The organism is Streptomyces sp. NBC_00597, assembly GCF_041431095.1.
In the GTDB taxonomy this organism is placed as follows: Bacteria; Actinomycetota; Actinomycetes; order Streptomycetales; family Streptomycetaceae; genus Streptomyces.
Genome location: NZ_CP107757.1, coordinates 1,995,375 through 2,014,773 on the forward strand (window position 1 = coordinate 1,995,375; position 19,399 = coordinate 2,014,773).

The 19,399-nt window shown below is 73.9% G+C and carries 17 protein-coding genes; 9 read left to right on the forward strand and 8 right to left on the reverse strand.

Annotated features, from left to right (window positions below; translation table 11 throughout):
• Positions 1-46 precede the first annotated feature (46 nt).
• Positions 47-658 carry a hypothetical protein gene (locus OG974_RS08580; protein ID WP_328761868.1) on the forward strand — a complete coding sequence of 204 codons (612 nt, stop codon included), beginning with the start codon at positions 47-49 and terminating at the stop codon, positions 656-658.
• A gap of 131 nt (positions 659-789) precedes the next feature.
• Positions 790-3,249 carry a right-handed parallel beta-helix repeat-containing protein gene (locus tag OG974_RS08585; protein ID WP_328761870.1) on the forward strand — a complete coding sequence of 820 codons (2,460 nt, stop codon included), beginning with the start codon at positions 790-792 and terminating at the stop codon, positions 3,247-3,249.
• Here OG974_RS08585 and OG974_RS08590 read toward each other — a convergent pair.
• Entirely contained in the window at positions 3,182-5,698 is a 2,517-nt protein-coding gene (locus OG974_RS08590; RefSeq protein WP_327286006.1) for a hypothetical protein, read from the reverse strand. The two genes, OG974_RS08585 and OG974_RS08590, sit on opposite strands and share 68 nt — an antisense overlap.
• A 327-nt stretch (positions 5,699-6,025) precedes the next feature.
• On the opposite strand from OG974_RS08590, the gene OG974_RS08595 reads away from it, so the two are divergent.
• Positions 6,026-6,532 carry an SRPBCC family protein gene (locus OG974_RS08595; protein ID WP_327282081.1) on the forward strand — a complete coding sequence of 169 codons (507 nt, stop codon included), beginning with the start codon at positions 6,026-6,028 and terminating at the stop codon, positions 6,530-6,532.
• A gap of 176 nt (positions 6,533-6,708) precedes the next feature.
• Here the strand turns inward: OG974_RS08595 and OG974_RS08600 are convergent, their stop codons facing one another.
• The gene (locus OG974_RS08600; protein ID WP_327282082.1) at positions 6,709-7,845 is read right to left on the reverse strand and encodes a PLP-dependent cysteine synthase family protein; all 1,137 of its coding nucleotides are present in this window, start codon (positions 7,843-7,845) and stop codon (positions 6,709-6,711) included.
• Between the two features lie 198 nt (positions 7,846-8,043).
• Between OG974_RS08600 and OG974_RS08605 the strand changes: the two genes are divergently transcribed.
• Complete coding sequence (locus OG974_RS08605) at positions 8,044-8,592, forward strand: ATP-binding protein (RefSeq protein WP_327282083.1); 549 nt, start codon at positions 8,044-8,046, stop codon at positions 8,590-8,592.
• 112 nt (positions 8,593-8,704) lie between these two features.
• On the opposite strand, the gene OG974_RS08610 is transcribed toward OG974_RS08605, so the two are convergent.
• Together OG974_RS08610 and OG974_RS08615 are read right to left on the reverse strand one after the other, a co-directional pair.
• Positions 8,705-9,994 carry an ROK family protein gene (locus OG974_RS08610; protein ID WP_328761873.1) on the reverse strand — a complete coding sequence of 430 codons (1,290 nt, stop codon included), beginning with the start codon at positions 9,992-9,994 and terminating at the stop codon, positions 8,705-8,707.
• Between the two features lie 43 nt (positions 9,995-10,037).
• Positions 10,038-10,721, reverse strand: a complete 684-nt coding sequence (locus tag OG974_RS08615; RefSeq protein WP_327282085.1) for an alpha-ketoglutarate-dependent dioxygenase AlkB — start codon at positions 10,719-10,721, stop codon at positions 10,038-10,040.
• A gap of 36 nt (positions 10,722-10,757) precedes the next feature.
• Between OG974_RS08615 and OG974_RS08620 the strand changes: the two genes are divergently transcribed.
• Together OG974_RS08620 and OG974_RS08625 are read left to right on the forward strand one after the other, a co-directional pair.
• Positions 10,758-11,504, forward strand: coding sequence for a maleylpyruvate isomerase family mycothiol-dependent enzyme (locus tag OG974_RS08620; RefSeq protein ID WP_371646045.1), 747 nt, complete (start codon positions 10,758-10,760; stop codon positions 11,502-11,504).
• Between the two features lie 157 nt (positions 11,505-11,661).
• On the forward strand, positions 11,662-11,913 hold the full coding sequence (locus OG974_RS08625) for a DUF6332 family protein (RefSeq protein WP_328761877.1): 252 nt from the start codon (positions 11,662-11,664) through the stop codon (positions 11,911-11,913).
• A gap of 81 nt (positions 11,914-11,994) precedes the next feature.
• Here OG974_RS08625 and OG974_RS08630 read toward each other — a convergent pair whose 3' ends face one another.
• A complete protein-coding gene (locus OG974_RS08630; protein WP_329312836.1) occupies positions 11,995-12,927 on the reverse strand; it encodes a spherulation-specific family 4 protein in 933 nt (310 codons plus the stop codon).
• 149 nt (positions 12,928-13,076) lie between these two features.
• Complete coding sequence (locus OG974_RS08635; RefSeq protein ID WP_329312838.1) at positions 13,077-13,805, reverse strand: TetR/AcrR family transcriptional regulator; 729 nt, start codon at positions 13,803-13,805, stop codon at positions 13,077-13,079.
• Positions 13,806-13,952: 147 nt separating this feature from the next.
• On the opposite strand from OG974_RS08635, the gene OG974_RS08640 reads away from it, so the two are divergent.
• Positions 13,953-14,411, forward strand: a complete 459-nt coding sequence (locus OG974_RS08640; RefSeq protein ID WP_327282090.1) for a nitroreductase/quinone reductase family protein — start codon at positions 13,953-13,955, stop codon at positions 14,409-14,411.
• Between the two features lie 206 nt (positions 14,412-14,617).
• Here OG974_RS08640 and OG974_RS08645 read toward each other — a convergent pair whose 3' ends face one another.
• Positions 14,618-15,907, reverse strand: coding sequence for a geranylgeranyl reductase family protein (locus OG974_RS08645; RefSeq protein ID WP_371646048.1), 1,290 nt, complete (start codon positions 15,905-15,907; stop codon positions 14,618-14,620).
• A gap of 254 nt (positions 15,908-16,161) precedes the next feature.
• On the opposite strand from OG974_RS08645, the gene OG974_RS08650 reads away from it, so the two are divergent.
• Entirely contained in the window at positions 16,162-17,526 is a 1,365-nt protein-coding gene (locus tag OG974_RS08650) for a dipeptidase (protein ID WP_371646050.1), read from the forward strand.
• Positions 17,527-17,600: 74 nt separating this feature from the next.
• Positions 17,601-18,302, forward strand: coding sequence for an MBL fold metallo-hydrolase (locus OG974_RS08655; RefSeq protein WP_327282092.1), 702 nt, complete (start codon positions 17,601-17,603; stop codon positions 18,300-18,302).
• Positions 18,303-18,334: 32 nt separating this feature from the next.
• Here the strand turns inward: OG974_RS08655 and OG974_RS08660 are convergent, their stop codons facing one another.
• Positions 18,335-19,375 carry an NUDIX domain-containing protein gene (locus OG974_RS08660; RefSeq protein ID WP_329312845.1) on the reverse strand — a complete coding sequence of 347 codons (1,041 nt, stop codon included), beginning with the start codon at positions 19,373-19,375 and terminating at the stop codon, positions 18,335-18,337.
• Between the last annotated feature and the right edge of the window lie 24 nt (positions 19,376-19,399).

The window sequence follows — 19,399 nt, forward strand, 5'->3', positions numbered from 1 at the left end:
GGACCGCAGGCAGACGGAGACTGGCACAAGTTGGGGGAGCCGGACCGTGTGGACAGCAATGGGTGTGTGGCGTTGGCGGCGCAATCCGCTGCGCCGGACGACTGACCTCTTCGAGGCATGGGTGGCGTTCGCCGCGCTGGTGTGCGTCCTGTTGGTGGCTCCGGCCGTCGGCACGGTCGCGGGCCTGGAGGTGGACGGCACGCTTCAGCGTGCCGCGCGTGAACAGCGGCAGGAGCGGTACCTGGTCCCGGCGGTGGTGGTGCGGCCTGCCGCGGTCCCGCCCGCGGGGACGGAGGCCGATCCGTCGGCGCAACGGCAGGCCCCGCAGCGTACGCAGATCGTGGCGTCCTGGACCGCGCCCGACGGCAGCAGCCACCAGGGCACGGTGCCGGCCGCGGAGGAACCACCGCAGGCCGGTGACCGGTTCCGGATATGGACCGATACGCAGGGCCGGCTCGTGGGGCGTCCCCTCGACCGGTCCTCGGCGAGCGTCCACGCGGCGGTGGTGGGCCTGGCCGCCGCCCTCGGGGCGGCCGCGCTGGTGGAGACGGTCCGCCGGTTGGTCGTACGAAGGCTCATGCATCGTCGGTACATACGGCTGGACCGCGCGTGGGCGGCGGCGGGACCGGACTGGGGCCGGGCGGGCGCGGGCAGCTGACCTGGCATCTCACCGGCCCCGCGCGCGCTACGGTGGAGCGTCGGAGCCGGGCCGCCGCCACTACAGGGGCGGCGGCGGCGGTCTCAGTCGCTTCGACAGCGTGAGTACGAGGGCGGGGGCACGACAGAACCATGGCACAGGGCACGGTCCAGGTGACGCACGGCGGGTCGTCGCGGTGGCGGCGCCGCTCGGTTGAGTATCCGACGCTGGCCGCCGCGCTCGCCGTCGCGGGCGACGGGGACGTGCTGTCCGTCGGCCCCGGCACCTACCAGGAGAACCTGGTGCTGAACCATGCCGTCATCCTGCGCGGGCCGGAGGGCTCGGTGGGTTCGGTGCGGATCGCCCCGCTCGACGGGGTCGCGCTGACCGTGCGCGCCTCGGCCGTGGTCCAGGACCTGCATCTGGAGGGGCAGGACCGGGCGGCGCCCGCGCTGCTCGTCGAGGAGGGTTCCCCCGAGCTCACCGACCTCCGGGTGAGCACCCGGTCGGCGACGGGCATCGAGGTGCGCGGCGGGGCCCGGCCCCTGGTGCGGCGGTGCACGGTGGAGAACCCCACGGGCATCGGGATCTCCGTGTTGGACGGCGGCGGCGGGGTGTTCGAGGAGTGCGAGGTGGTGGCGGCCGGGCAAACCGGGGTGTCCGTCCGCGGCGGTGGAAGTCCGCGTCTGGAGCGCTGCCGGGTCCACCACGCGTCGGGGGCGGGCATCGCGGTCACCGGCGAGGGTTCGGGCCTGGAGGCGCTGGGCTGCGAGGTGTACGAGATCAAGGGGACGGGCGTGCAGGTCGCCGCGCGTGCCGCGGCCCGCCTCACCGACTGCGCGGTGCACCGCACCTCGGCGGACGGGGTCACCCTCGACACGGACGCCGTGCTCACCCTGGCCGGGTGCGACATCCACGACATCCCGGAGAACGCGGTGGACCTTCGTTCGCGTTCGGTGCTCACCCTCAGCCGCACCACGGTCCGCCGGTTCGGCCGCAACGGTCTGTCGGTGTGGGATCCGGGTACCCGGGTGGATGCCGAGTCCTGCGAGATCCACGACAGCACGGGCGACTATCCGGCGGTGTGGATCAGCGACGGGGCCACCGCCTCGCTGAGCTCCTGCCGCGTCCACGACGTGCCGGACGCGGTGTTCGTCCTGGACCGGGGCTCGCGCGCCGATGTCGTCGACAGCGATCTGTCGCAGGTGCGCAACACGGCCGTCTCGGTCAGCGACGGCGCGACCGTCCAGGTCGACGACTGCCGGATCCGCGAGGCGGCGACCGGGGCCTGGTTCCGCGACCACGGCAGCGGCGGCACCCTCGCCAACTGCACGATCGACGCCGTCCAGACGGGGGTGATCGTCACCAAGGGCGCCGACCCGACCGTGGAGCGGTGCACGGTCAGCTCCCCGTCCGAAGCGGGCTTCTACGTATCTGCGGGCGGCCGCGGTAGCTTCCAGGCCTGCCAGGTGACCGGCAGTTCCGGTTTCGGCTTCCACGTCCTCGACGGTTGCCGCACCGCGCTGACCCGCTGCCACACCGAGCGCTGCGCGCGCGGGGGTTACGAGTTCGCCGAGGACGGCCCGGTCGCCGAGGAGTGCACCGGCGACGGATCGGGGTCGCGGCTCGCCGCACAGTCGGCCGCGGCCGGGGCACTGACCGGCGAGCGTCCGGGCATACGTACGGTGAGCGCGGTCGGCGACCGGGGCCCAGGGCCGGCGCAGGTGCCGGCTCCGCGCCCCGCGGAGGAGACGGGCGGGGGATCATCGGCGGCGCGCGGCTCCGGCGAGGTGCTGGGCCAGCTCGACGCGCTGGTGGGCCTGGAGAGCGTCAAACGCGAGGTGCGGGCGCTCACCGACATGATCGAGGTGGGTCGGCGGCGGCAGCAGGCGGGGCTCAAGGCCGCTTCGGTGCGCCGTCATCTGGTCTTCACCGGCTCCCCCGGCACCGGCAAGACGACGGTGGCCCGGCTCTACGGAGAGATCCTCGCCTCGCTCGGGGTGCTGGAGCGCGGCCACCTGGTGGAGGTCTCCCGTGTGGACCTGGTCGGTGAGCACATCGGCTCCACGGCGATCCGTACGCAGGAGGCGTTCGAGCGGGCGCGCGGCGGGGTGCTGTTCATCGACGAGGCGTACGCGCTGGCGCCGGAGGACTCGGGCCGGGACTTCGGGCGCGAGGCGATCGACACCCTCGTGAAGCTGATGGAGGACCACCGGGACGCGGTCGTGGTGATCGTCGCCGGGTACACGGCGGAGATGGACCGCTTCCTGACCGTCAATCCGGGGGTGGCCTCCCGGTTCTCCCGGACCATCACCTTCGACGACTACGGCCCGCAGGACCTGCTGCGGATCGTGGAGCAGCAGGCGGAGGAGCACGAGTACCGGCTCGGGAAGGGCACCGCCGAGGCGCTGCTGGCGTACTTCAAGGAGCTGCCCAAGGGTCCGGCGTTCGGCAACGGCCGTACGGCCCGGCAGACGTTCGAGTCGATGGTCGAGCGGCATGCGGGCCGGGTGGCGCAGCTGTCGGACCCGGGCACGGACGAGCTCACACTGCTGTTCCCGGAGGATCTTCCGGCCCTTCCGGCCCTTCCGGCGCTGCCGGCTCCTTGCTGACCCTCGGGCCCGGTACGGCGCGCGTGCCGGACCGGCCGCGACGGGCGGGTCCGGCCAAGCGGGCCAGGAGGGCATCGCGTTCGGCGGCGAAGGCCGGGTCGGCCTGGTAGTCGAAGTGGCCGAGGATCGGCGCGGGCAGCGGGTGGCCGGCGCTGCGCCCGTAGGCGAGCGGGTCGGCGAGCGGCCCCCGGTCCACGGAGCCGGCCGGAGCCGCCGGCCCGGAAGGGGCTCCCGGGCCGGGAGGCGCCGGAGGGGGTGTTGGGCCGGGAGGCTCCGGAGGGGGTGTCGGATCGGCCGGGGCGGCGGCCGGGCCGGGAGCCGGGGCGGTGGTGTCGCGGACGTCCGGGAGGACCGGGCCGCCGATCGGGTCGGTGGCCCGCCAGAGGTTGCGCCAGCAGTCGACGTCCCCGTGCAGCGCGGCGAGCTGCCTCGGGCCGAAGTACGCCGGGAACCAGCGTCCGTAGAGCCGCCGGAGCGGGGAGCCGTAGGTGAGCAGGGCGACCCGGCGGCGGACCTGCGGCGGCAACTGCCAGACGGCGGCCGCCGCGAGGACGCTGCCCTGGGAGTGTCCGGAGATCACCAGGCGGCCGCCGGTGCGGCCGGTCCAGCCGGTCATGCGCCAGGTCAGGTCGGGGACGGCGCGCTCGGCGTAGCAGGGCGGCGCGAACGGGTGGGCGGCCCGCGGCCAGAACGTGCCGACGTCCCAGAGCACGCCGATGGTGCGGCGGGCGGCGGGGTCCCGGTAGGCGCGGCGGCCCCAGGTGACGAACGCGGCGATGCCGAGCCCTATCAGCCAGGACCCGGTGTCCTGAGCGGCGCGGGCGGCGGTCGCCAGCAGCGGGTGGAATCCGCGGGCGGCCTCGCCCGGCACCCGGCCGCTGAGCCAGGCTCCGGCGAGGGCGCCCGCGCCGAGCAGCAGGGTGATCCCGGAGACGGCGGCCACGAACCAGGGCGCCGAGTCGGTGAGCGCGGCGGCGGCGCGGGCCCCGGCGATCCGGCGGCTGCGGTCCTCGTCGGGCGCCTCCCCCGGGTACTCGGCGGCCACGGTGGCGGCGAGCCGGCGCCGCGCGCGGACTCCGCGCACCGCGAACCAGGCGGCGAGGAGGGCCAGTACGAGGAGTAGCGGGGGCAGCACGGCGGCCTGCCAGGACAGCAGCACGGGCGGCGCGGGCACGGGCGGACCGGCCGTCGAGGGGGCGGCCCCGCCGTCGAGCCAGTCGGCGACGCGCTGGGCGACACCGCCGGACATGACCCCGCCGAGGGCGCAGCCGAGCATGGCGATGGCGGGCCCGCCGAGGCCGTACAGGGCGCTCGCCGGGTCGGGAGCCAGCCGGTACAGGCGGGCGGCGACGGCGGCGAGGAGCAGGACGCAGCAGCCTTGGCCGAGCATGAGCACGCCGAAGACGAAATCGCCGGGGAGCCGCCCGGTGGAGGTCCAGCCGGGGCGCGACCAGCCGGCGTACAGCAGGACGGCTGCGAGCAGGGCCAGGGCGGAGCCGGGCAGGAGGGTGATGGCGGCCCGGTCGAGGCGGTGGTCGGGGCGGGCCTCTGTGCGGCCTCGCCGGCAGACGACCCAGGCGACGGCGACGGCCCCGGCGGCGAGCAGGATCTCCACGGCCCAGCCGAGGAGGTCGAGCACGGGAATTCCGGTGCTGCGGTCGTAGCGGGCGGTGGGTGCGGCCACGGCGGCCGCGACGGTGAGCAGTCCGGCGGCGGTGTGTGCCGCACGCAGCCGGGCCACTATGCGCCGCCCGTACCAGAATCCGGGCCGGCCGAGGGCGGGCGCACCGTCCCCGGACGGGGCGGGGACGGCCGTGCCCGCGGGCGGCGACTGGGACTCGTACGCGCTCCACGTGCGGTTCGACAGGAACCACAGCAGCCCGGTCAGCGCGGCCGGGACCAGCGCACCGAGTGCGAGGCGCCGGCCGGGCTGGCCCCACCAGCCGCCGGGCTCCAGGAACCCGAGCCAGGACCGGGGGCCGGTGCAGGCCCTGGTGCCCGCGCACTGCCAGGCGAGGAGGTCGAGCGCGACCTCGCAGGCGGCCGCGATCAGCAGCAGGGTGAGGCTGAGCGCGAGGACCCGTACGAGGACCCCGTACGTGCGGACCGCGCACGGCGCCGGACCGGTGGCGGGCGCGGCCGGCCGGGCCCAGTGGGCGAGGTTGACGACCATGAAGGGCAGGAGCAGCAACCACAGGGCGCGGGAGCCGTTGCCGGAGGTGAGCCGGGACCAGCAGTAGGCCTCGACGACGGGACGGCCGGCGTACCACTCGGGGTGGGCCTCGGCGTCGGCGTCCGCGGCGCGGCGGAACACGGCGGCGGTCGAGTCCCCGGTGATCCGAACGGTGCGCGGATCGTCGAGCAGCTCGTCGGGAGGTGCGCCGTGGACTCCGTGCACGCGGAGTTCGAGGGCGAGGGGGCGTGGGGGTGTGAGGAGTTCGAGGGCCAGGGGATGCGGGGGCTGGGGGGTGTCCGGCACGGCGGCCTCCGCTCGCGGGGGCTGGATCAGCGCGGATCCAGCATCCCGCGCGGCACGCCGCGTGCCTAGGCCCCCTCCGGGCGATCTTCCGGAGCCGGAGCCCGCGGCCGGCCGGCCGGGGGCTCGTACGCGAACCGGCGCCGTGGGTACCGGTCGTACGGGAATCGGGGCCCGGCGGGGGCACGGAGGGGCGCGGATGGACCGCAGCGGGGCCACAGCGGACATCTGACGGAGCGCCAGCTAAGGTACGCACCACTCGCACGTGCGTGCCGCCGTACACCCCCAGGAGGGACCGCCATGGCTCGCCCACTCCGCCCGGTCGGGCTGGACTTCATCGAGGACGCCCCGGTCCGACTGACCTTCACCGCGCGGACGGCGGCGGGACCGGAGGCCGTGTACCGCGCCCTGGCCGAGGACGTCGAGGGTTGGCCGCGATGGTTCGGGGCGGTGACCATGGCCCGGCCGACGCACGGGGGCGCGGGGCGGGAGGTCCGACTGGTGGGCGGAACCCGCTTCCAGGAGACGATCATGGCGGCGGAGCCGAAGTGCCGCTACGCGTACCGGGTCGACGAGACCAACGCGCCCGGGGTCCGGGCCCTGTTGGAGGAGTGGCGGCTGCGCCCCGCCGGCCCGGGCACCGGCCGGGGCACCGGCACCCTGGTCCGCTGGACCTTCGCGGCCGACGGTCCGGCGCTGTTCCGGCTCGCGCTCGCCGGCGCCCGTCCGGGCCTGGGCCACTCGTTCCGCTCGGCGGTCCGGGCGTTGGACACCCGGCTGTCGGCACACCGTCCGGCCGGTCAGTAACACGGAGTTCGGATCGGGGGGGGCGGCAGCCAGATCGCCGTAGCCGCCGGCCTCCCACGCCCTCCGCCCACCCGGCCCGCCCAGGACGGCCCCACGGCCCCCCACGGGTCAGCCGGTCTGCCGGGCCTGCCAGGCCTGCCGGGCCTGCCGGGGCACTGCGGGCGGCGCCCGGCCGGTCAGGCCGCCGGCTCGCGCCAGACGCCGGTCGCCAACAGGGTTTCGAGGGTCTCCGTGTACGGGGCGATGTCCAGGCCCTGCGCGGCCAGCCACTCGTCCGAGTAGTACTTGTCCAGGTAGCGGTCGCCCGGGTCGCACAGCAGCGTGATCACGCTGCCCTTGCGCCCCTCGGCCACCATCTCCGAGATGATCTTCAGTGCGCTCCAGACGCCCGTACCGGTGGAACCGCCCGCCTTGCGCCCGATGGCCTGCTCCAGCGCCCGGCACGCCGCCACGCTCGCCGCGTCCGGCACCTTCATCATCCGGTCGATGGCGCCGGGCACGAAGCTCGGCTCCATCCGCGGTCGACCGATGCCCTCGATGCGGGAGCCGCAATCGCTGCTCGCGTGGGGGTCGTTGTTGGTCCAGCCGTCGAAGAAGCAGGAGTTCTCCGGGTCCGGTACGCAGACGCGGGTGTCGTGCTGCATGTAGTGCACGTAACGCGCGATGGTCGCGGACGTACCGCCGGTGCCCGCGGTCGCCACGATCCACGCGGGCTCGGGGTAACGCTCCAGGCGCAGTTGCTGGTATATGGATTCGGCGATGTTGTTGTTGCCGCGCCAGTCCGTCGCCCGCTCCGCGTACGTGAACTGGTCCATGTAGTGCCCGCCCGTGCGGGCGGCGAGTTCGGCGGACTCCTCGTACATCTTCATCGGGTCGTCCACGAAGTGGCATTCGCCGCCGTGGAATTCGATGAGGCGGCACTTCTCCGGGCTGGTCGTGCGCGGCATGACGGCGATGAACGGCACGCCGATCAGCTTCGCGAAGTACGCCTCGGAGACGGCGGTCGAGCCGGACGAGGCCTCGATGACCGGGCGGCCGGGGCGGATCCAGCCGTTGCACAGCGCGTACAGGAAGAGCGAGCGCGCGAGGCGGTGCTTGAGCGAGCCCGTCGGGTGCGTGGACTCGTCCTTGAGGTAGAGGTCGATGCCCCATTCCTCGGGGAGCGGGAAGCGCAGCAGGTGGGTGTCGGCGGAGCGGTTGGCGTCGGCCTGGACCTTGCGGACGGCTTCCTTCAGCCAGGCGCGGTAGTCCGCGTCGCTACGGTCGACGTCGATCGTCGTAGCTGTCGTACCGGAGGTACGGGTGGTGCTCATGCGCCTTGCTCCTTCGTGCGGTTTCACGCCCCCTGCTTTCGCAATGTACCTCCCTCACCTGCACAAACGGTCACTTTGGGTATCCATGAGGATCGCTTTCGATCGCGTTCGGTTGCATACACGCGCACCGTGGGTGACCCTGGTGGAGCATTACCGAGGGTGCAGCACCCGTAACACTCATGTCGGGGAGTCGCAGCCGTGATCAGTCATTCACGCAGGCACTGCGTAGTCGAACTGCAGGCCTTGCCGTCCCGGATCGGACAGATCCGAAGGATCGTTTCGGCGCAACTGCGCCACTGGCAGCTCGATCCGCTCATAGACCGGGCTGCGCTCGGTGTGACGGAGCTGCTCAGCAACGTCCACCGCCATGCGCAGCCGGACAAGACGTGCACCGTCGAGATCGAGCTGCGGCTGGGGCGGCTCACCGTCTCGGTGTACGACAGCGATCCGCGGCTTCCCGTCCTGCGGGAAGCGGCAGCGGACGCGCTGGAGACCTGCGGGCGCGGGCTCGCGCTGGTCGCGGCGGTCAGCGAGGCCTGGGGCGCGCGGAACCAGGACGACACTCCCGGCAAGGTGGTGTGGTTCTCGCTCCGGGCGGCCCCGGCGGCCCCCGCGGCGCAGCGTCCGACCGGCAACGGCTCCAGGCCCGTACGGGAGCCCGCACCGGCGGTGGTCGTCGCCGTGGACCCGGGCGCCGTCCCGACCGCGATCCCGGTGGCGGCGTCGGTCGGCGCCAGGCCCGGGTAGGGGTTCCAGCGCCGCGTCCGGCGCCTGCGCGGCCGAGGGGCCGCGGGGGGCCGGTGCGGGAGCGCGGCGCGGGGCCGCGGGCGGCCGTCTGCGACGCCCGGGGCGAGCAGGCCTAGGCCGCCGCCCCCAGGGTGCCCAGCGGGTCGTCCAGTACCGGCTGCCATGCCAGTTCCGCCGCGCCGACCAGGCTGTTGTGGTCCAGGGTGCACGGCAGGATCGGCACCCCTCCGCTGCGCCCCCACAGGCTGCGGTCCGCGACCACCGCGCGCAGCCGCTCCGGGTCCGCGTGCAGCAGTTCCCGGTGCAGCCCGCCGAGGATGATCCGGTCCGGGTTCAGGATGTTCACCAGTCCCGCGAGGCCCAGGCCGAGGCGGTCGATGAGCTCCTCGGTGGCCGCCCGTACCGCCGGCTCCGCGTACTCCTCGCGCAGCAGGTCCCGGGCCTGCTGGAGCAGCGACACCTCGGGGCCCGGGGTGCGGCCCGCCGCGGTCAGGAAGGCCAGCGGATCGGCTTCCACGTCCAGGCAGCCGCGGCTGCCGCAGTGGCAGGCCCGCCCCTCCGGGTTGACGGTGAGGTGACCGACCTCCAGGGCGAGGCCCGAACTCCCGCTGTGCAGCCGCCCGTCCAGCACGAGCGCACCGCCCACCCCGCGGTGGCCGGTCGCCACGCACAGCAGGTGCTGTGCGCTGCGGCCCGCGCCGTGCCGGTGCTCGGCGAGCGCGGCGAGGTTGACGTCGTTCCCGGTCAGGGCCGGGCCGTCGATGCCGGCCGCCTTCACGCACTCCGTGAAGATGTCCCGTACGGGAGACCCGGCCGGCCACGCCAGGTGCAGGGGGTTGAGCGCCGTGCCGTCCGGCTCCGCGACCGCCGACGGCACCGCGAGGCCCGCACCGATGCAGCGGCGGCCGGTGTCGGCGAGCAGCGCCGCGCCCGCCTCGACGACCGCACCGAGCACCTGCGCCGGGTCCGCGGACACGGTGACCTTGCCGGGGGCGGTGGCCACGATCCGTCCCCCGAGCCCGACCAGCGCGGCCCGGAACCCGTCGGAGTGCACCTGCGCGGCGAGCGCCACGGGGCCGTTCTCCGCGATGGACAGCCGGTGCGAGGGGCGGCCCTGGGTGCCGCCCGCGCCGCCCGGGCGGGAGTCGACCCGGATCAGGCCGAGCGCCTCCAGCTCGGCGGCGACGGCCCCGGCGGTGGCGCGGGTGACGCCGAGCTCGGCCGTCAGGACGGCCCGGGTCGGGGCCCGGCCCGTGTGGACGAGCTCCAGCGCCGGGCCGAGGGCGCCGCGGCCCCGCTCCAGCTTGGTCCTCGCCGACGCCGACACCGATGCGGACGCCGATGCGGACGTCGATGCGGACGCCGCCTCCCCCACCCGCTGCGGGGCCCCGTTGCCGTTCATGACAGCGATCCTCGCATGATCGGCGGTGTGCGCGGCGCCCCGGTCAGTCGGGGCCCGTCCCCAGACCGCCGACGCGCAGGGTGATGTTCAGTCGCCCGGTCAGCCCTAGCCCGGGCGGTGATGTGCCGGGCAGGATCTTCGGCACCCCGTGATAGGCCTGCCGGGCGGGGCCGCCGAAGACGAACAGATCCCCGCTGAGCAGCCGGACGTCCTGGTACGGCCGGCCGCGCGAGGCGGTGTTCCCGAAGCGGAAGACGCAGGTATCGCCGAGGCTGAGCGAGACGACCGGCGCCCCGGACTTCTCCTCGGCGTCGCGGTGCATGCCCATGCGGGAGTCGCCGTCGTAAAAGTTGATCAGCGCGATGTCGTACGCGGACCTGTACGGGTCCGCGGCCGGTGCCGCTGCCGGCCGGCCGTACGCGGCGGTGACCGCCTCGCGCCCCAGCTCCGCGAGCCAGCCGGGCATCGGTTTGACCGGTGCCCCGTCGCCGTCCACGGCGGTGCGGGCGTACCCGTACGGATACCAGTGCAGCCCCAAGCACACCTGGCGGGCGGTCATCGTGCCGCCGCCGGGTGTCCGTACGGTGCGCAGGCCCGCCGGCGGCCGCGCCCAGGCCCGGCAGGCGTCGAGCAGCTCCCGCTGGCGCTCGGGCCCGAGCCAGTCGGGCACGTGCACGGCGCCGGGGGCGATCTCGGTCCGCTCGCGCGGGAAGAGTTCCCCGTCCATCACCCCATTGTGACCGGCCGGTGCGACACTGCCCGCATGAAGATCACGGAGTATGTGGAGACCCTTGCACGGGAAGGCGAGTTGCTCGCCGAATCGGCCGAACGGGCGGGTACGGACACCCCCGTGCCCACCTGTCCGGGGTGGCGCGTCGCCGATCTGCTGCGGCACACGGGCGCGGTGCACCGCTGGGCCGCCGGGTACATCCGGGACGCGGTCGTGGAGCCCGGCCCGTTCCCCGAGGCCCCGGAGCTGGCCGGCGCCGAGCTGCTGGCCTGGTACCGGGAGGGCCACGAGGCCCTGGTCCGGACGCTGACCGAGGCCCCGGCCGACGTGCAGTGCTGGACCTTCCTGCCGACGGCCGCGCCGTCACCGCTGGCCTTCTGGGCGCGCCGGCAGGCGCACGAGACGGCCGTGCACCGGATGGACGCGGAGGCGGCGCTGGGCGTGGCCTACGCGCAGGTGGCACCGGAGTTCGCCGAGGACGGCGTGGACGAACTCCTGACCGGCTTCCACGCGCGGCCGCGCAGCCTGATGCGGACGCAGGAGCTGCGGGTGCTGCGGGTCCGCTCCGCCGACACGGGCGCGGTGTGGACCGTACACCTGTCGCCGGAGCCGCCCCGTACGGTGGCGGGCGACACGGGCGACCCGGCGGACTGCGAGGTGATCGGCGAGGCGTCGTGGCTGTACGCGGCGCTGTGGAACCGGCTCCCGCTGATGGGACCCGGGGTGACCGGCGACGAGGCGCTCGCGCGGCAGTGGGTGGAGACGGCCGGGATCGGCTGACCCGAACCGGCTGGCAGGGATCGGCTGACCCGGGCCGGTAGCCCCGGGCCGGTTGACCGGGCTCCGCCGCGAGCGGTCCGGGCGGGGGTCCGAGGGCGCTCGGAGCTTGCTCAAGGCGCTCTTGTGACCGTGCGGTACGAGCTGTGACACTGCGCGCATGGGGCGACGTACGCAGGCAGACCGCGACGCGATCACGATAGAGATCGGCTACGCGTTCGTCAGCGCGTGCTTCGCCGCCGCGCTCGTGTTCGCAGCGGTGTACGGGCCCGCCCTGGTCTTCGAGGTCTCCCCCACCACCGATGCCGTTCTGACGGTGGCGGGCGGGGTGTCGGCGGGGGTGGTGTTCCTGTTGCGGATCACCCACGTCCTGTGGCGCTTCGGCCGCCGCCCGGAGAACGAAGGGCGCTGACCGTCCCGTTCGGATCGCGCCGGGAGCACGACCCGGCGGCCGGCGCAACCCTGACGATCGTCGCGGGTGCGGGCCGCCGGATCAGCCGAGGGTGGCGGCGTACCCGGTCTGGCTGCGGTACTTCCAGCTCGGCGACTCGTCCCACGGGTTGGGCATGATCGTGCCGGTCGCGTACGCGTACCCCGCGCCGCGGTCGAAGGCCGTGCGGAGCATGGCGCGCATGGCGGCCGCGTCCGGAACCCCGTGGACGAGGTGCCAGAACGCGGTGCCGGTCGGGTCGAGTTCCATACCGGAGCGGTAGCCGCCCGAGGCGCCGAAGACGTTCCCGCCGAGCCAGCCGGCTCCCGTGTACGCGGCGTAGGTGTCCTCGTAGGTGACGAAGACGTCCGCGGTGCGGTGGCCCGGCTCCAGGTAACAGTCGGCGATGGCGGTGCCGGGGTTGTCGACCACCAGGTCGGCGGCGGTGGGGTCGGCGGCGTCCATGGTGTCCTGCACGTACTCGCGCAGCTGTGCGTAGTGGTCGCGGGTGACGTTGGCGGGGCCGCAGTCGCGGCTGACGACGTCGAAGAAGATGCCGTCCACGTGCAGGCGGCCGTCGCGCGTCTTGAGGTAGTTGTCGACGGAGGCCTTCACCGCGGCGATGTCGCGGTTGCCGTGGTCGGTGTGGACGTAGCCCAGCACCTTGGTCTTCTCCCCGGTGGCGGTGGTCCCGGCGCGCAGGGCGTCCGCGCGGGCCTGCCAGCGTGCGTCGAAGGGGGCGTCGCCGTTGCCGGGATTGAGGACGATGACGGAAGCGGCGGGCGTGGTGGAGACGAGGTCTCCCAGCATCGGGTCACCGGCCGGTGCGTACGCGGGAACGGCGATCTCCAGGCCCCGCACACCGGGTATCCGAGGTCTCGGGGCCGGGGCGGCTTCCTCGGCCGTGGTGCCGGCCGAGGCGGTGACGGCGGGGGCGGGGGCGGCCAGTAAGGACGTGACCAGGACGGCGTACAGGGCCTTCACGGCGCGGGCCATGGCTGTTTCCTCCGGCGAGGGGCGGGGGCAGAAGCACGGGGGGGCGACCCGACGAACACTAGACGGGAGCCCCTTCGGCGAAAGCCGAACCACTCGCATTGGTTCGAGGAACAGACAAGCGACCTGTCACCTCATCACGTGAGCCGCCGTCATGCGGCGGGCAGGCCGACCCCGTGGGCCAGTTGGCCCACGGCGTGCGCGAAGAAGGTGTCCCGGTCCTCGACGACCCGGTTGAACTGCCCGAACAGTTCGAAGGAGATGAGGCCGACCAGCTGCGCCCAGGCGGCGACCAGGGCGGCGGTGACCTCGGGCGGCAGCCCCGTGCCGAAGTCCGCCGTCATCCGGACGGCTTCGGGGCGCAGGGCTGCGGGCAGCGGCGGCAGGGCGAGGCCGCGGCCGGCGAGGGCGGCGCGGAGGATGTCGATGAGGACGTTGGCGACGCGAGAGGCGGGACCGACGGTGTCCATCGGGGCGCTGTAGCCGGGGACCGGGGAGCCGTAGATGAGGGAGTACTCGTGCGGGTGCTCCAGGGCCCAGGCACGGACGGCCTCGCAGACGGCGAGCCATCGTTCGCGGGGCACGCCGCCGCCGGCACCGGCACCGGCACCGGAGGCAGCAGCAGCGAGGGCGTTGGCGTCGGCCTGCTCGGCGGCGGCGCCGACGCTGTCGTAGGCATCGACGATGAGGGCGGTGAGGAGCTCGTCACGGCTGGGGAAGTAGCGGTAGAGGGCCGAGGAGACCATGCCCAGCTCGCGGGCGACGGCGCGCAGCGAGAGTTTGGCGGCGCCCTCTGCGGCGAGCATGCGGCGCGCCTCGTCCTTGATGGCGGCGGTGACCTCGATACGGGCCCGCTCCCGGGCCCCGCGCACGGTACTCATGGGTAGAAGTGTGCCACGAACGCAGAGCAGTGCCCAAAAATTGGATCGCCGCTCCTTTGTGAGAGCACTGCTCTTGTTTTGGTGCGGCGATCCGTGCACACTGTTCTCAAGCGAGAGCACCGCTCTCCCAGAATCGCGGAGGCAGCCATGAACGCACCCACCCCCTACTACGTCCAGGGCGGCCCGTTCGAAATCCGCTTCAACTCCCTCTTCGGAAAGCTGGCCCGGTTCGGCATCAGCCTGGCCGGCACCGCCGAGCTGTCGGTGCGCGGCCGCACCTCCGGCCAGATGCAGCGGATCCCCGTCAACCCGCACACGTACGAGGGCGAGCAGTACCTGGTGTCGGCGCGCGGCCACTCCCAGTGGGTCCGCAACATGCGGGTGGCGGGCGGCGGTGAACTGCGCGTGGGGCGCAAGGTGCGCGCCTTCACGGTCACCGAGCTCACCGACCCCGTCCAGAAGGCCGCCGTGCTGCGCGCCTACCTGGAGAAGTGGGGCTGGGAGGTCAACCGGTTCTTCCAGGGCGTCACCGCGCAGTCCACCGACGCAGAGCTCCAGGCGGCCGCCGGGGACCACCCGGTCTTCCGGATCACGGTCTCGAACTGACGCGCAGGACCCCCTGCCCGTCGAATCCCGTCGAGTGCCTGCGAATCCCGTCGCGTCCCGGCGCCGCCCACAGCAGTGGCGGCCTCGCCCGCGCCTCCCGGACAAGACCGCCACCCTCGAACGCCCACCGGCCGCGGTAGCGACCCCCGTCACGGGGGCCCTGCCACCGGGCCGGCCACCGGGCCCGGCCCGGGCCCGATCCCCGTCTAGGCCTTCTCCCTCTCCGGATCCTGGCCCTGCCCCTGGCCCTGGCCCTGCTCAGGCCCCTGGTCCCGGTTCCGGTTCCGGTTCCGCGCCTGCTTGCCGTCCAAGACGTGCAGCGCCTTGCGAGCCATCGGGTACGTCCGCACCATGTCGGGCAGCGTCGTCGCCCCCCGGGTGATCCGGGCGAAGGCCAGCCAGGCCGGGCGGAAACCGGTGATCGCCGCGTGCATCAGCCCCGGCCGGGCCTCGAACGCGGTCAGCATCCGCTTGCCGACGCTCATCTCCACGCCCAGTCCGGCCTTGACGGCGAACGCGTAGTTGAGGGCCTGGCGGCGCGCGTCCACCGCGTCCTGCGCCTCCGAGATCTTCACGGCCCACTCCCCGGCCAGCCGGCCCGAGCGCAGCGCGAACGAGATGCCCTCACGGGTCCACGGCTCCAGCAGCCCGGCCGCGTCGCCCGCGACCAGGACCCGGCCCCGGGACAGCGGCGAATCGGGCTTGCGGCAGCGGGTCAGGTGCCCGGAGGAAACGGAGGGCTCGAAGCCCGCGAGTCCGAGACGGGCGATGAAGTCCTCCAGGTACCGCTTGGTCGCGGCGCCGTCGCCCTTCGCCGCGATGACCCCGACGGTGAGGGTGTCGCCCTTGGGGAAGACCCAGCCGTAACTGCCGGGCAGCGGGCCCCAGTCGAGGAGCACGCGCCCCTTCCAGTCCTCGGCGACCGTCTCCGGTACCGGGATCTCCGCTTCCAGGCCGAGGTCCACCTGGTCCATCTCGACCCCGACGTGCGCGCCGATCCGGCTCGCGCTGCCGTCCGCGCCGACCACCGCGCGCGCCAGGACGGTCTCCCCGTCGGCGAGCACCACGGCGACCGTGCGCCGGTCGGGCACTGCCGCCCCGTGCTGCTCGACCCGTGCCACGGCGGTACCGGTACGGACGGCGGCTCCGGCCTTCTCGGCCTCGGCGACCAGTGCCGCATCGAACTCGGGCCGGTTGATGAGCCCGAACAGCATCTGCCGCGAACGGCGGGTCCGGGTCAGCTTCCCGTTCAGCGAGAAGGTGACGGCGTGGATGCGGTCCTTGAACGGCAGGACGAAACCGGGCGGAAGGGCATCGCGCGAGGGGCCGATGATGCCGCCGCCGCAGGTTTTGTACCGGGGTAGTTCGGCCTTCTCCAGCAGCAGTACGCGCCGCCCCGCCGTCGCCGCCGCGAACGCGGCCGACGCGCCGGCCGGTCCGGCGCCGACCACGACCACGTCCCACACCTCGCCGGCTCCGCCGGTGCTTTCGGCCATCCCGTCCCCCGCCTTCCGAGCGGTCTGCCCTGCTGCTGAGTCGGGTCCCCCGACGGTGCTGTCGTCGCTGCTCACGATGTGCTGCTGCTCCTGATCATGCGGTTGCTCCGATGCAGGGAAATCCTACGGCGCGAGTCCGGCCCGTCCTGCTGTGCGAGGATCGGCTCTGTCTTTCGCCGTACCCGGCATACGCCCACCACGCGGATGCGGGCGGCGTACACGTACACAACGTCGCACCCAAAAGGAGCGTGCCCATGTCCCAGAATCCGATCGCCGAGACCATCGCCTCGCTGATGCCCCGCGCCAAGCAGGAGCTGAGCGAGCTGGTGGCCTTCCAGTCGGTGGCGGACTGGGCGCAGTTCCCGAAGAGCGAGAGCGAGGGTGCGGCCGGCTGGGTCGCCGACGCGCTGCGCGCCGAGGGCTTCCAGAACGTGTCCCTCCTCGACACCCCCGACGGCACCCAGTCGGTGTACGGCTTCCTGCCCGGCCCCGAGGGTGCGCCGACCGTCCTGCTGTACGCGCACTACGACGTGCAGCCGCCACTGGACGACGCCACCTGGATCTCCCCCGCCTTCGAGCTGACCGAGCGCGACGGCCGCTGGTACGGGCGTGGCGCCGCGGACTGCAAGGGCGGGTTCATCATGCACCTGCTGGCGCTGCGCGCGCTGAAGGCAAACGGTGGTGTGCCGGTGAGCGTGAAGGTGATCGTCGAGGGCTCGGAGGAGCAGGGCACCGGCGGCCTCCAGCAGTACGCCGAGGCGCACCCGGAGCTGCTGACCGCGGACACCATCGTCATCGGCGACGCGGGGAACTTCCGGCTCGGCCTGCCGACGGTGACGGCGACCCTGCGCGGCATGACCCTGATCAAGGTGAAGATCGACACCCTCGGCGGCAACCTGCACTCCGGCATGTTCGGCGGCGTCGCCCCCGATGCGCTGGCCGCGCTGATCCGGCTGCTGGACTCGCTGCGTGCGGCCGACGGTTCGACCACGGTGGACGGCCTCGCTTCGGACGCCGTCTGGGAGGGCCTGCAGTACCCGGAGGCGGACTTCCGCGCCGACGCGAGGGTGCTCGACGGGGTCGAGCTGATCGGCGAGGGCACGATCGCCGACCGGCTGTGGGCCCGCCCGGCCGTCACGGTGCTCGGCATCGACTGCCCGCCGGTGGTCGGCGCCACCCCCTCGGTACACGCGAGCGCCGGCGCGCTGATCAGCCTGCGCGTGCCGCCGGGCGTGGACACGGCCGAGGCGATCAAGCTGCTGGAGGCGCACCTGGTGGCGCACACCCCGTGGCAGGCGCACCTCGAACTTGAGGTCGTGGGTCAGGGCCAGCCGTTCCAGGCGGACACGAGCAGCCCGGCGTACGCGTCGATGGCGGCGGCCATGCAGGTGGCGTACCCGGGCCAGGAGATGCAGGTCAGCGGCATGGGCGGATCGATTCCGCTGTGCAACACGCTGACGTCGCTCTACCCCGAGGCGGAGATGCTGCTGATCGGGCTGAGCGAGCCGGAGGCCCAGATCCACGCGGTGAACGAGAGCGTCTCCCCGCAGGAGCTGGAGCGCCTGTCGGTCGCGGAGGCCCTGTTCCTCGTCAACTACGCGGAGTCCAAGCGCGGCTGACCTGCGCTACGGGCGAACTCCGCTCCCGGTGAAAGACGGGCCGGGAGCGGAGCCGGCGGACCTACGTTCGGGGCATGGATCTCGTCGAAGTGCTCCCGCAGCGGCTCCACATGCTCCGCTTCCCGATCGGCCAGGCCTACCTCTGGCAGGACGGCGAGGCCCTGACCCTCGTCGACGCCGGCCACGCCGGGTCCGCGGCGGCGATCGAGGAGGCCGTCCGCTCCCTCGGGCTGGACCCGCGGCGGCTGGAGCGGATCGTGTTGACCCACTGCCACCGCGACCACGTCGGGGCCGCGGACGAGCTCGCCGGCCGCTGGGGTGCGCAGGTGGTGGCGCACCGGCTGGAGGCTCCGGTGATCCGGGGCGAGCTCCCGGTCCCGGATCCGGTCCTGCTCGACTGGGAACTCCCGCTGTACGAGCACGGCCTGACCGTGCCGCAGGCGCCGCCGACGCGGGTCGACCGCGAGGTCGAGGACGGCGAGGCGCTCCCGTTCGGCGACGGGGCGGTGGTGGTCCACGCCCCGGGCCACACGCCGGGCAGCATCGCCGTCCACCTGCCGCGCCACGGAGTGCTGTTCACGGGCGACTGCGTCGCGGCGGTGGGCCAGGTGATGCTGGGCGTGTTCAACGTGGACCGGGCGCAGGCCCGGGCCTCGTTCCGGCGCCTGGCGGCGCTGTCCCCGTCGGTGGCCTGCTTCGGCCACGGCGACCCCCTGACGAAGGACACGGCGGCCGCCCTCCTCGCGGCTGCGGCGTCGCAGCCGTCCCTCCCGTAACCGTGGTCCGGCGCGGGTGACGCCGCGCCTGACTACGGGGTGGGGCGGCCCGCCTCCAGGTACAGCGGGCGGCCCCGCTCCCGCGCCCGCAGCGCCCAGCGCAGCCGTTCGTACCGGACCGCCGGCAGCAGTCCCGCCGCCTCCTCCTCCGTCACGAACTTCCAGGCCCGCAGCTCCGGCCCCGGCAGCCGGAGCGCGGCCGCGGCGGCGGCCGGGAGGCAGCCCCCGTCGAAGAGCAGCCGCAGCCCCCCGTACGCCGGAGGCATCGGCGGCTCCCAGTCCACGACCAGCAGCCCCGGCACGGCGTCCAGCGTCAGGCCCAGTTCCTCCGCCACCTCCCGGACGCCCGCGCGCCCGGGTGCCTCGCCCGCTTCGACGACCCCGCCCGGAAACTCCCAGCCCGGCTTGTACGTCGGATCGACCAACAGCACCCGGTCCTCGTCGTCGAAGAGCAGCACCCCCGCCGCGACCGTCTCGCGCGTCGGCTCCGGGGTCTGCACGATGTCGCAGACCCGGGCGGCATCGGTTCGCACGGCTTCGGCGATCCGCTCCGCCGTCTCCCGCACGCTCAGGGTCCCGTTGTCGATGACGTGCGCGTCCGCGCCGAGCCAGCCGTCCAGCGCCTGCTGGTACACCGGGATGTGGTCGTACGCCCATTGCCGCACCCGCACGTCCACGTCCGCCGGGTCCCCCGGTTCCTCGCGCGTCGCGATCCGCTCGCGCAGGATCGTTTCCTCTGGAGCGAGCAGCACATGCCGCACCGAGATCCGGCGCGCCGCCAGCCCGCCGAAGATCTCGTCCCGGTACTCCTGCCTCAGCAGCGTCATCGGCACCACCAGCACCCCGCCCAGCTCCGCGAGCATCGCGGCGGCCGTGTCCACCACCAGGCGCCGCCAGCTCGGCAGGTCCTGGTAGTCGGAGACCTCCGCGAGGCGCTTGCGCGGTAGCAGTTGGCGTAGTGAGTCGCCTACGAGCTCCGGGTCGTACAGGGTGCTGTCCGGCAGGATCCCGGTCAGTTCGCGGGCCGTGCTGGTCTTCCCGGCGCTGAATGTGCCGTTGATCCAGACAATCACGTCTACCCCTCTCCCCATGGCTCG